The sequence below is a fragment of the Salinispora pacifica DSM 45544 genome, assembly GCF_000378845.1.
GTDB lineage: Bacteria > Actinomycetota > Actinomycetes > Mycobacteriales > Micromonosporaceae > Micromonospora > Micromonospora pacifica.
Genome location: NZ_KB905359.1, coordinates 2316970 through 2329449 on the forward strand (window position 1 = coordinate 2316970; position 12480 = coordinate 2329449).

The window sequence follows — 12480 nt, forward strand, 5'->3', positions numbered from 1 at the left end:
ATCACCGGAGTCCGGCCCGACTAGGCTCTACGCAATGTGCTGGTGGGAGTTCCGGGGACGGACCGAGGGTAGGGCACCGGGACAGCGGTGAACCGTCGTCCCTTTGATCCACGTCTGCTGCGACGGGTCCCCGCGGCCCGGCGCGACCTCGCCGTACTCGCGCTTCTCGGCGTACTCGCCGCGGGCCTGGTGCTGGCGCAGGCGACCGCGCTCGCCGCCCTGCTCGCCACCGCCTTCGACGGAGAGCTCAACCGGCCCGCGTTGGCCGGCTTCGTCGCCGCGATCAGCGCCCGGTCGCTGCTGGTGTGGGCGCAGGGAACGGTGTCGGCCCGGGTCGCCGCGACGGTCAAGGCAGCGCTGCGGGCCGAGCTGCTCGCCGCGGTCGGTCGGCACGGCCCGACCTGGGTCGCCGGGCAGCGGGCCGGACAGCTGGCAACGCTGGCCGGGCGCGGGCTGGACGCGCTGGACGCCTACTTCACCGGGTACCTGCCGCAGCTCGTACTCAGCGTCACCGTGCCGATCGCCGTACTCGCCCGGATCTTCGTCGCCGACTGGAGCTCCGCCCTCATCATCGCGGTCACCCTCCCCCTCATTCCGATCTTCGGCGCGCTGCTCGGCTGGCAGGCACAGGCGGCGACGGAACGTCAGTGGCGGCGGCTGGCGCTGCTCGGCGGGCACTTCCTGGACATGATCGCCGGGCTCCCGACGCTGCGGACGTTCGGCCGGGCCCGGGCCCAGACCGAGGTGGTCCGCCGGATGGCCGACGGGCACCGGGTGGCGACCATGCGGACGCTGCGTATCGCGTTCCTCTCCGCGCTGGTGCTGGAGCTGGTCGCCACCCTCTCCGTCGCGCTGGTCGCGGTGCCGGTCGGGGTCCGGCTACTCGGCGGCGGGCTGACCCTGCAGACCGCGCTGCTGGTGCTGCTCCTCACCCCCGAGGCGTACCTGCCGCTGCGGACTGCCGGCAGTCGCTTCCACGCCAGCATGGAGGGGCTCACCGCGCTGGACGAGGCGCTCACCCTCTCCGCCGGGGCGCCCGAGGCCGGCACCGGGACGGGCCGGGCCGAGCCGAACGGCCGGGGCGTGATCCGGTTCGAGGGAGTCACCGTCGCCTACGACCGGACCACGGCGCTGCGCGATGTCACGCTGACCATCCAGCCCGGCGAACGGATCGCGGTGGTCGGGCCGAGCGGCGCCGGCAAGAGCACCCTGCTGAACCTGCTGCTCGGATTTGTTCGGCCCACCTCCGGCCGGGTCACCGTGGACGGCGTGGACCTGGCCCGGGCCGACCTGGACGCCTGGCGCCGCAACCTCGCCTGGGTGCCGCAGCGGGCCCACCTCTTCGCCGCCTCACTGGCAGACAACATCCGTCTCGGCTCCCCCGACACGCCCGACGCCGCGCTGGCCGACGCCGTGCGCGACGCGGCGCTGACCGAGGTCGTCGCCGCGCTCCCGGACGGGCTGGCCACCCGCCTCGGTGAGCGGGGGCATGGCCTCTCCAGCGGTCAACGACAACGGGTCGCGCTAGCCCGTGCCTTCCTCCGGGACGCCCCGGTGGTGCTCCTCGACGAGCCAACCGCCCGCCTGGACTCGGGGAGCGAGTCAGCCGTCCTCAAGGCCACCCGCGCGCTGGTGGCCGGCCGCACGGCGCTGCTGGTGGCCCACCGTCCCGCGCTGCTGGCCGACGCGGACCGCGTGCTGCGGGTCGCCGACGGACGCGTTACCGAGCTCACCCCGACCCCCGCCGGGAGGACGACCTGATGCGTGTCTCCGACCGGACCGGTCACCCAGGTACTCCCCCGGCCGACGGCGCCCAGGGCGATACGGCGCCGCTGTCCACCGGCCGTGCCGGCGCGCCGGAGCGGGTGGTGCTGCGGCTGGCCCGCCCCTACCTGAACCGGCTCCTCGGGGCGGGCCTGCTCGCCGCCGCCACCGAATTCGCCGCGCTGGCCCTGATGTCCACCGCGACGTGGCTGCTGATGAGCGCCGCCGGCCGCCCGCCGCTGGACCGGTTGACGGTGGCGATCGTCGCCGTCCGTGCGCTCGCCATCGGGCGCGGCGTGCTCCGCTACACCGAGCGCCTGGCCGGGCACGACGCGGTGCTGCGGCTGGTCACCGATGTCCGTACCCGGGTCTTCGCCGCCCTGGCGTCCCGGCGGGACAGCGCCGGGCAGCGCTCCGGTGACGCCCTGAGCCGGCTGGTGTCCGACGTCGAAGCCGTCCAGGACCTGCTGCTACGGGTCCTTGTTCCGGCTACGGCAGCGGGGCTGGTAGGCGTGGTGGCCGTCGCCGCTACCGCGTTCGTCTCACCGGCCGCCGCCGGAGCGCTCGCGGTTGGACTGCTACTTGCGGGGGTCGCGCTACCGGCGCTGGCCATTGTGCTGACCCGACGCGCCGCCGCCGAGCTGGCGCCGCTACGCGGCGCCCTGGCCACCGACGCCGTTGACCTGACCCACGGCGCTGCCGACCTCGCCGCCTTCGGGGCCACCGATCGGGCCCGGGGCGCGGCTACCGGCCGGATCCGGCGGCTGGCCCGAATCGAACGGCGGCTGGCCGCGGCCGGCTTCGCGGTGGACGCGCTGGGAGTTCTGGTGGCCGGGCTGACCGCCGGGGCGGTGCTGCTGATGGCCCTGGCCGACGGCGTAGCCGGGGTGCTGGTCGGCGTCCTCGCCGTCGGCACGTTGGTCGCCGTCGAGGTCGCGCTCGCCCTCGTCGGCGCCGCCCGGCAATGGACCGGCCTCCGCGCCGGCCTCACCCGGATCGCCGCGCTGCTTCGGGAGGCGCCGGCGGTATCCGCGGCCACTCCCGCGGTGAGCCCCGCCCCCACCGCCGCGGAGATCCGGGTCAGCGATGTCACCGTCCGGTACCGCGGCGAGGGGCCGCCCGCCCTCGACCGGTTCCGCCTGGACCTACCCCCCGGTCGACGGGTCGCCGTGGTGGGGCCGAGCGGCGCCGGCAAGAGCACGCTCGCCGCCCTCCTGACCGGCACTGTACGGCCGACCACCGGACGGGTCGTCCTGGCCGGACAGGAGCTCTCCGCCTACCCGACAGAGCTCCTCCCCCGCTTTGTCGGGGGCCTACTCGCCGAGGCGTACGTCTTCCACGCCACGGTCCGGGAGAACCTGTTGCTCGGTCGCCCCGGGGCGACCGAGGAGGACCTCGCCGCGGCGGCCGCCACCGCTGGGTTGGCAGGTTGGGTACGAGAGCAGCCCGACGGCTGGGACACGGTGGTGGGGGAGGAGGGCGGGCAACTCTCCGGCGGCCAGCGGCAGCGTCTCGCGCTGGCCCGGGCGCTCCTCGCCGAGCCGGCGGTGCTGGTGCTCGACGAGCCGACCGAAGGGCTCGACCCGATGGCCGCGGACGACGTACTGGCCTCCGTGCTGGCCGCCACCCCGGCCCAACGCTCCGTGCTGCTGATCAGTCATCGGCTGCGCGGCCTCGACGCGGTGGACGAGATCCTGGTGCTCGAGGCTGGTCGGGTGGTTCAGCGCGGCCAGCACGACGACCTGGTCGCCATCCCCGGCTGGTACCGGGATCAGTGGCAGCTCCAGGAGGCTGCAGAGCGCGGCTACCTCGCTCTTGGCCCACTGCCCTGACCGGGCTGGGCCGAGGGCCGGGGCTACCCGCCCCACCGGCCACCGCCCCGCCAAGCGTCTCCGCCCGCTCGCACGTCCGCAATTCCCATTCTCCGCCGGGGTACCGACACCACAGTCCGGCGCCGCCCACTAGGGTATGTGCGCGTAGTCACCCGCCGGGCGACCGGGTGGGTGGGTAATCCGAAGCACACGGAGGTCAGCGTGGCCCGCCAGTCGCCTCAACGACCCGATTCCGACGAGCCCGAAGTCGACGACTCGGCTGCCTCCGGCACCGCTGCCGAGTCGGATGAGGTTGACCGCGCGCTCTGGGCGGAGCTGCGGATCGACCCGGTGGAGATCGCGCTACCGGCCGGCACCGGTTACACGCTGCGCGCCTACCGTCCGGCTCGGGAGCTAACCCCGACCGATGTCGAGGAGCGCGACCAGGACGACCCCTTCCTCGCCCGGCGACAGGTGGTGGCCGAAGAGGACGACGACGAGGTCGTCATCCTCGACGAGGAGGTCGCCCAGGAGTTCGCGGAGAGCGACCGGGAGGAGCGCAACGCCCGCGAGGACTCCGGGGACGATGCGGAGGCCTCCTCGACCGAATCCACCGACGACGCGGGCGATGAGGAGGTGCCGGTCTTCCTCAGTCACAAGGGTCGGCTATTGCTCTTCAAGACGACCGAATCCCTGGTCAGCTTCGTGCGCTCCGGCGCTCCCAATGATCTGTCCCAGCTGGACAGTTGGGGCGAGCTGTCCGAGCGGGTGGAGCCGAGCGATGTCACACCGCTCGACGAGGACACCTACGAGCTCGACCTGGTCGTGGAGAACCTGCGTGGCGGGCACGACGCCTGGGACTCAGCGCTACTCATCGAGGCCGGCGAGGTCGCCCGTGACCTCTCGTACGCGCTGCGGGTGCCCGCCGTGCTGGACATGCTCTCCGCTGGCTCCAGCCTCGACGACCTGGACGAGGCGTTGCGGGCGGCCGCCAGCGGGGGAATTGGCGGGTTTCGCGGCCGGCGCCGGCTCAAGAAGATCGGGGCACAAACCGCAAGCCTGGGTTGGCGCACCATTGTCGGCAAGATCTCTGCCGTTGTGGACTGGCGCGACTGACCCGCACCAGGGAGCATCATTCTCTGGCAGAGAAGACCTGTGTCCCGGGAGGAGGACGACGCCGTGGCGCTCGTGCGCGTGTACTGCGGTCTGGCCTCGGCGGATCCGGCTGAGCGGCCGGCCTCGGTCAGTTCGACGCTGACATCCGCCGTAGTTGACGACGCTGGTCGTCTGCTGCACATCCGCGAGATCAGCGATGACCCCGCCGGCTACGCGCAGTTGGTCACACTGCTCGTGGAACGATCGGGCGGGCCCAGCGGCGCGGCGATCGCCGCCGACAACGATGACCACACCGTCACCTCCCTCGTCACCGCCGCTGGTCGTCCGCTGGCAGTCGCGGACGACGACTCGGTGGACGACTTCGCCGAGCGGTTCGCCGACGACGACTCCCCGGAGGAGGTGCAGGCACCGCCGGTGCAGCGAAGGGCCATCGGCCTCGCCCGCGCCCTACAAGCCGGTGCGCTCTCCGCCGTCGCGCTGCCCGCTCCTCGGGACCTGGCCGGCTACCAGCCGGTCCTCGCCGCGCACGCCGCGCTCGCCAGCGGCCGGCATTCGGCCGCGGTCGCGCTGCGAGAAGTGCTACGGGAGCTCTTCCCGGCGGCCCTACAGGCCTACCCTGATCCCGCCGAGCCGGTTGCGCTGGCGGTGCTCGACGCCCTCCCCGAGCCCGGGATGCTGGCCAGCGCGGAGCCCGACGAACCGGCCGACCGGGTCCTCGCGGACCTCGCCGCCGCGGGCGTCGCCACACCTGAAATGATCGAGGCGGCGATCACCTCCCTCCGGGTCGCGGTCGCCGAGACCCCGCGCCGCGCCTCGGCCAGCCGAGCCCTCACCGCAGCGGTCTCCACAACCGTCCGGCATGCCGTCGCCGCGGTCCGGGCCTGCGATGTCGGCTGCGAGGCGCTGGTCGGTGTGCTCCACGACCGGGCGGGCACTCCCGCGCCGGGCCGCCGGTCTACCGCCCGACGCGGGGCGCCGAGCCACGAGCCAGCGTCCGCCGGCGCCACCCTGCCCAACCGGCTGGACAGCGCCCGCCGGCCCCAGCCAGAGCCGGCGCCGGGCCAGACCGCCCCGCCGTCCCCGCGCCCGCTCGGCCCCCCACCGGTCGCACCGCTGCCGGTCGCACCCCCACCGGTGGCCCCGGAGCCGATTACCCCCATGGCCGTGGCCGGTCCGCCGGCCGCGGTGGAACCGACTCAACCGGAGGCGACGCCAAGCCCCATTGACGGCCCGACGAACCGCCCCATCTCGTCGGCCGCCAACGCCCCGGCCCCGCCGTCGCAGCGCGGCTCGAGCTCACCGGCGGAGGCGGGTGAGCCGTTCCGGGCGACGTTGACCACCGCGGCGATCCAGAATGCCCGCGCTGAGCGGCAGCGCACCGTCATCCCGCCACGACCCAACCCGGAATCCGAGCCGGCGACACCGAGCAGCGGGTTCAGCGTGACCGACCCCAGCGTGCCGGTGCCGAACCCACGTCCCGGCCGGGAGCCCGCTCCCCCGGGCTCGCGGGCGAACTGGCCGCTGGTCAACAACCCGGACCCGGCGGAGGGTTCCGCGCGCAACCCTACGGCCGACTCGTATGGCGGGCATGGGGTGGACGCTCCGACTGACCCAGGTGCGGAGAATCGAGTGCCACCACCGTGGTTGGCCGACGACATGCCGCAGGAGCCGCCGGTGCTGCGCTTGGTCGAACCGCCACCGCTGGCCGACCGCGCGCTACTCGAAGGGGTTGACCAACAGCTCGACACGCCGCCGCTCCGCCTCGTTGATCGGGATGGGCCCCGCGGTCACCAGCCCACCGAGCGGCCCAGCGGGCAGCAGTTGCCGCCGGCGGAGCACCGTCCCCCACCGGTCGCCGATGACGGGGACGGGGACGGGGACCTGCTCATCTTCGCCCAGGCGAAGTCGGCTTGGTTCGTCGGTCAGAGCGAAGACGACGAGGTGAACTGGTCGTCGCTGAACGACACCGGTTGGCAGGCGGCCGAACAGGCGGCGGAGCAGGCGGCGAAACCGAAGGCCGCCACCGAGACAGCCGCCGGTCTTCCAGTCCGGGTGCCACAGGCCAACCTGGTCCCCGGTTCACCGAAGCGGGATGATCGGCCACTGCGGATCGTTCGGGACGCGGCCAGCCTCGCCGAGAACACCACCGGCTACTTCCGCGGTTGGCGTCGCGGTCAGGAGATCGGAGGGTTCGCGGTGGGTGGCCGTCCAGGGCGCGAAGCCGCTGGTGGCTGGGACTTCACCCGGGACACCAATGACCGCGACGAAGAAGAAAAGTACGAGTACCGCTCGGTTGGATACCGGTCCTGACGTCCGGGGCCCGGCCTCAATCAGCACCAACTGGATCGCGAACAGCCCTCGGTAGTTGCCGGGGGCTGTTCGATGTCCTTGGTCAGAACGGCTTAGGTTTCCGGCGACGGCCTTGCCGTCGCCGGAAACCGGAACATCAGTCAGGCCCGGGCGACAGCCCGGGACCGACGCATGGTGAGCACGTACTCGACAAGCGAGATCAGCACGTGTTTGGTGGACTCCCGGTTACGGGCGTCACACGCCACCACCGGCACGTGGCTGGAGATTGCCAGCGCGTCCCGGACCTCCTGCGGGTTGTGGTACTGCAGCCCATCGAAGCAGTTGATGGCCACCAGGTAGGGCAGCTGCCGGTGCTCGAAGAAGTCAATCGCCGCGAAACAGTCAGCGAGCCGACGGGTGTCGACCAGGACAACCGCACCGATGGCGCCACGAACCAGTTCGTCCCACATGAACCAGAACCGCGTCTGACCGGGCGTACCGAACAGGTACAGAATCAGGTCTCGGTCGATCGTGATTCGACCAAAATCCATGGCCACCGTGGTCGTCGACTTCCCCGGCACCTGCCGATTGTCGTCAACGCCCACGCTCGCGGAGGTCATGATCGCCTCCGTGGTCAGCGGCGTGATCTCCGAGACCGAGCCGACCAATGTCGTCTTGCCGACGCCGAATCCACCAGCAATGACAATCTTCGCCGATGTCACGCGGCCGCTCGCGGTCGGCGGACGCGCCATGTCAGAGCCTGCGAAGTCCACTCAGCACCCTTTCCAGCAGTTCAGTGCCCACCACGTCGTCCGAGTCGTCCAGGATGGTCGGCTCATGGACGGCGACCAGGCCGTCTGTCGCCATGTCGGCGATGAGCACCCGGGCCACGCCGAGTGGAAGCTGCATCCGCGCCGCGATCTCGGCTAGCGACTGCACACGTCCATCACAGAGCGCGGCGATGTACTGGTGCTCACGGCCGTGCCCGCCGTTGCCCGTGGCAACAGCTCGCCCGCGCACCGTCGTCTCGATGAGCGCTTCCATCGCGATATCGAGCCGGGGACGGGTGCGACCCCGGGTCACGGCGTACGGACGGACCAACGAGCCGGTCGGTTCGTCACGATCAGTCATCTCACCGCTCACCTCCTTCGCACCCGGGGCCGGCACAGGCCGACCCCTCCAGGTTGTCCCTGCCCGCCGACCATCCGGTCAGCGAAACATCAGCCCGGCATTCCCGCCGCCGCACGCGGCTGCGGGGTCAACGCATCCCCCACCCGGTCAACCAGGAGGGCCATCTCGTAACCGACCTGCCCGACGTCAGAGTTGCGGGCAGCGAGCACCGCGAACGACGAGCCATCCGAAATCGACATCAGGAAAAGGAAACCGTTGTCCATCTCCACCACGGTCTGGAGCACGGCACCGCCCTCGAAGCAGCGGGCTGCACCCTGGGTAAGGCTAACCAGTCCGGATGCGATGGCAGCCAACTGGTCGGCCCGGTCCCGCGGAAGGTCCCGTGAGGCCGCGAGGAGCAGGCCGTCCGCCGACACGGCGACCGCATGCGCGACTCCCGGCACCCGGTCGGCGAAGTTGGCGAGCAGCCAGCCGAGATCCTGCGTAGTAGTCATCCTTCTTGCTCCTTCTGCCCGCTCCCAGCCATTGGGCCTGAGCCAGATTGCGAGGACTGCCCACCCGGACTACTCTCCGGGCTGGTCCGGTTGCTGTCCGAGGGATTCTTGCGCCCTCGCTGAACCCCACGGTGATACGCGGAGAGCAGCCCTCGGACCGACTCGGGCGTTCGCCGCTGAACCGCTGCCGACGGCTTCTCCACCGCACCCGGTACCAGCTGCGCCATCGGCGTACGCTTCGGCAAACCAGTCGAGGTGGTCGCCGCCACCGGTACGTCGCTGGCCGCGGTAGCGGCCCGCCAACCGTCGTCGGCGGCGGTACTCCAACCCTCGCCGACTCTTCCCCGTGACGGGGTGAACGCGTCCGTGGGGAACGTGTTCCCGTTCGTGGCCGTGCCGTTCTGACCCGATGTACCACCGTTCGTCGGGCTTTCTGCCATTGGTGTGTTACCTGTCGTCGCTGGTGGTGTCTGCTGCTGTCGGTCCGCGTCTATCCTGGCGAACTGCTGGGTCGCCCCACCACTCTGCCCCGGGGCGCCGCTGCTCCCGACAGTGTCGGCGTTCTTGGCTGTCTCCTCGGAGCCGGGTCGACGGGTGCGGAACCAGGCTGACTCCAGCTCCCGGAAGATCGGGAGTTCCATCGTCGCGTCGGCAGGCGGCTGCTGGCTTTGCGGCGCGGCTGACGGCGGCGCGGCCGGCGGCTGCTGGTTCTGCGGCGCGGCTGGCCCCGCCGGCGGTACGGCTGGTGGCGGCGTGGCCGGTGCCACCAGTGGGGGGCCCGGCACCGGAGCGGCTGGGCCGGCCGACGTGGGAGCAGTGGGGTATGCGGCGGGCGGGGAGCCGGCCGAGCCTGCTACCCGAGGCAGCTCGGTGGTCAGGTCGGGTGCTGTGGGGACCTGTTCGGAGGCCGAGGCAGCGGTGCTGGGCACCGGTGGCCAAGCCGGTGGGACGGCGCTACTCGGGGCCGTGGTGGCCGGAGGCTGCGGCAACGGCGCTGCGTAGGGCTGGCCGGAGCTCGGCTGCCCGGAGATCGGCGGCGCGTAGGGCTGGCCGGAGCTCGGTTGCCCGGAGATCGGGGTAGCCGACACCGGCGACGCGGAAGTCGGCATGCCCGCGGTGGGTTGACCGGAATCCGGCCACCCGGAGTAGGGAGTCGACGGTGTGCCGTACGACTGGGCTTCTGGGCTACTCGGCAGCTGTCGCGGAATCCTCGGCTGCTGCCCGGTGACATCGGAACCACTCGGGGAACGCCGTTGCGGCAACGTGCTGTTCGGCTGCCCGTTCATGGGGTACGGGGCATGGGACTCGCCGCCGGTGACGGCGTTGGTCGCACCGGTGAGATCGGACCACGCCGGCATCGCCCGCGGCGAACCCGAAGGCGTGCCCGCACCGTTGCTGTGGGCCGGATCGAAGGGCCGGCCACCGAGCGTTACCTGGTTACCCGACTCACCCGGACGGGGGCCAGCGATGGAGCCACTCGACGCGGGGAACGCGTCGAGTGACGCCGCCGGGCTGGTGTTCGGCGCTGGCGGCAGGCCGGGAGGCAGCTGCCGCCCGGCGCCGAGCGCCCGGGGCACCAGCACACCAGCCGGAAGGCTCACCTCCGCGACGGCTCCCCCATTGGTGCCGGCGCGCAGCTCCACCTTGACCCCGTGCCGGGACGCCAGCCGGGCAACCACGACCAAGCCCATCATCCGAGAAACCGCCACGTCCACCTGCGGCGGGGTGGCGAGCTTCTCGTTCAGCTCCCGCAGCTGTTCCGGGCTGATGCCGATGCCCCGGTCCTCCACGTAGAGGGAGGCGCGGTCGCCGGCCCGGCGGGCCTCCACGACGACCTGCGACTCGGGCGGCGAGAACGCGGTCGCGTTGTCGAACAGCTCGGCGACGAGGTGCACCAGGTCGTTGACGGCGGCGGCGACGACCTCGAGATCGCGGTCAATGACGCCGAACTCGATCCGCGTGTAGTGCTCCACCTCGGACTGGGCGGCCCGGAGCACGTCGATCAGGGCGGCCGGCTCCCGCTGTACGCGGGTGGAGTCGGCCGCGGCGAGGACCAGCAGGTTCTCGTCGTTGCGGCGCATCCGGGTGGCGAGGTGGTCGAGCTGGAACAGCTCGGCCAGCCGATCCGGATCCTCCTCGCCCCGTTCGAGCCGGTCGAGTTGACCGATAAGTCGGTCAACCAGAATCTGCGACCGGCGGGCCAGGTTCACGAACATGGTCGCCACGGAAGCCCGCAGGGCGGCCTGCTCCGCCGCGGTACGCACCGCCTCCAGGTGGACGGCGTTGAACGCCTCGGTCACCTGTCCGAACTCGTCCTTGCTGCGCACCGGCAGCGGCTCGGCGATCTGGTTGGCGAGTTGCACCGGAGTCTGCTGGCCGCCGGTGGCCTGCTTCTCCCGCAGTCGGGCGACGGCCTGCGGCAGCCCGTGCCGGGCGATCATGAAAGCGCCCTGCCGCAGCTCGCGCAGCGACCGCGCCATCGAGCGGGCGATCAGGTACGCGAAGAGGACGGCGAGCAGCAGCATGCTGAGCAGCACCCCGGTCTCCAGGAACACCTGCAGCCGCACGGCCGACCGGAGCTCGTCCGCGAGCTGGACGGCGTCTCTGTCGATCTTCGCCTCCACCTCCCGAACCAGGGCGGCGTATTCGGTCATCGCCTTGTCCCACTGGTCGGCTGTGAAGCCGACGCTCTCCAGGTTCCTGGCGTCGGAGAGGCCGCGCAGGTTGCTGTTGTAGGAGACCGCCTCGCGGGCGTCGGGACCGGCGACCGTTTGGTCGAACAGCTCCTGGTCGGCACGGTCAGCGACGGCGGCGAAGGTCTCCACCCACTGGCGCTGGCCGGTCCAGGTGGAGATGTAGGTGTTCCGTAGTTCGGGGGTGAGCTGCTGCCGGCCGAGGGCTACGTGAACCACGTCCCGCTGCTGGGACAGGTACTCCTTGTTTCGGGTGAGGGCGGTCGCGGCCCGCATCAGGTCGCTCAGCCCGGAGTCACCGGCCAACTGGGTGGCCGAGTCACGCACGTTGATCAGGTCGGCGAGCAGGCTGTCGTACTGTTGCTGCGCCTGGGTGATGCTGAGCCGACCGTTGAGAACCTGGCTTCGCGTTCCGGGCAGGTCGGTGAGGGTCTGGTCGATGAAGCGGAGCTGGTTCTCCAGCGTGTCGGGCAGGCCCGTAACCTCGCCCCGCCGCTCGGCGTACGGTTCCTTCGCCTGGTCAACCCGGGCGGAAGCCGCATCGTACGCGGCGCGGCGCTCCTCCTGCTCCGCCGCCCGATCTTCGCCAAGCAGCCGGACCGCTTCCGTCCGCTCGGCCTGTAGTTGGCCGACCAGGTCACCCGAGTAGGCGACCAGGCTGGCGAGGTCGCCGGATCGATTGGCGTTGTTGAGTGTCTGCAGGTGGTCAACGATGCCACTGGTACCCACGACGACCGTTGCAACGGTCGGCACGATCAAGATGAGACCGAGCTTGGACCAGATCGGCAGGTCGCGAAGCCGACCAGCAGGCCGGCGCAGACGCGACAGCGAAGAGTCTGCCGTCTTCGGTCGTTTGCTCACGTCACCGCCCTCGCGATTGCAGCCCTCGTGTTGCCCTCGGGCAACGCCCGGCGACCGACCCATTGGGTCGGACCATCCGAGATTCCACCACGCCACCCCGGAAAGAGAAAGCCCAGGCTGGTCTTGACCACCGCCACAGCGAAATGTTCTGGCGATCCGATCGCATTCAGTCTGACCTGCGTTACCCAACGCAATGGAACGCCCCTCCGCGTTGTCCTACTAGCCGCCGCTTCGGCCATCAAAAGTCGTACATAGCTGACGAACCGAACTTCCAACCCAGCTCGAACGACTGCCACCCGAGTCCTGGGAACCCTCACTGCC

General features: G+C 71.4%; 8 protein-coding genes. 4 read left to right on the plus strand and 4 right to left on the minus strand.

Annotated features, from left to right (window positions below):
* Positions 1–87 precede the first annotated feature (87 nt).
* The 4 genes from cydD to SALPAC3_RS0110410 all read left to right on the plus strand — a co-directional run bounded on the left by cydD (position 88) and on the right by SALPAC3_RS0110410 (position 7001).
* Positions 88–1761, plus strand: a complete 1674-nt coding sequence (cydD, locus tag SALPAC3_RS0110395; RefSeq protein ID WP_018221180.1) for a thiol reductant ABC exporter subunit CydD — start codon at positions 88–90, stop codon at positions 1759–1761.
* On the plus strand, positions 1761–3596 hold the full coding sequence (cydC, locus tag SALPAC3_RS0110400) for a thiol reductant ABC exporter subunit CydC (protein ID WP_018221181.1): 1836 nt from the start codon (positions 1761–1763) through the stop codon (positions 3594–3596). Before cydD ends, cydC begins: the two co-directional genes overlap by 1 nt.
* 171 nt (positions 3597–3767) lie before the next feature.
* Positions 3768–4691: a hypothetical protein gene (locus SALPAC3_RS0110405; protein ID WP_026185424.1), complete on the plus strand. Its 924-nt coding sequence runs from the start codon at positions 3768–3770 to the stop codon at positions 4689–4691.
* A gap of 39 nt (positions 4692–4730) precedes the next feature.
* Entirely contained in the window at positions 4731–7001 is a 2271-nt protein-coding gene (locus tag SALPAC3_RS0110410; protein WP_018221183.1) for a hypothetical protein, read from the plus strand.
* A 140-nt stretch (positions 7002–7141) separates the two neighbouring features.
* On the opposite strand, the gene SALPAC3_RS0110415 is transcribed toward SALPAC3_RS0110410, so the two are convergent.
* The 4 genes from SALPAC3_RS0110415 to SALPAC3_RS0110430 all read right to left on the minus strand — a co-directional run bounded on the left by SALPAC3_RS0110415 (position 7142) and on the right by SALPAC3_RS0110430 (position 12159).
* Positions 7142–7732: a GTP-binding protein gene (locus SALPAC3_RS0110415; protein ID WP_018221184.1), complete on the minus strand. Its 591-nt coding sequence runs from the start codon at positions 7730–7732 to the stop codon at positions 7142–7144.
* Position 7733: 1 nt separating this feature from the next.
* Positions 7734–8111, minus strand: coding sequence for a DUF742 domain-containing protein (locus tag SALPAC3_RS0110420; RefSeq protein WP_026185425.1), 378 nt, complete (start codon positions 8109–8111; stop codon positions 7734–7736).
* 89 nt (positions 8112–8200) lie between these two features.
* Positions 8201–8605 carry a roadblock/LC7 domain-containing protein gene (locus SALPAC3_RS0110425; protein ID WP_011904728.1) on the minus strand — a complete coding sequence of 135 codons (405 nt, stop codon included), beginning with the start codon at positions 8603–8605 and terminating at the stop codon, positions 8201–8203.
* Entirely contained in the window at positions 8602–12159 is a 3558-nt protein-coding gene (locus SALPAC3_RS0110430; protein ID WP_018221186.1) for a sensor histidine kinase, read from the minus strand. Before SALPAC3_RS0110430 ends, SALPAC3_RS0110425 begins: the two co-directional genes overlap by 4 nt.
* Between the last annotated feature and the right edge of the window lie 321 nt (positions 12160–12480).

Bases quoted from the DNA above. Each gene is read 5' to 3' on its own strand.
- SALPAC3_RS0110420 (WP_026185425.1), bottom strand. From the start codon at position 8,111: ATGACTGATCGTGACGAACCGACCGGCTCGTTGGTCCGTCCGTACGCC.
- SALPAC3_RS0110425 (WP_011904728.1), bottom strand. From the start codon at position 8,605: ATGACTACTACGCAGGATCTCGGCTGGCTGCTCGCCAACTTCGCCGAC.
- SALPAC3_RS0110415 (WP_018221184.1), bottom strand. From the start codon at position 7,732: ATGGCGCGTCCGCCGACCGCGAGCGGCCGCGTGACATCGGCGAAGATT.
- cydC (WP_018221181.1), top strand. From the start codon at position 1,761: ATGCGTGTCTCCGACCGGACCGGTCACCCAGGTACTCCCCCGGCCGAC.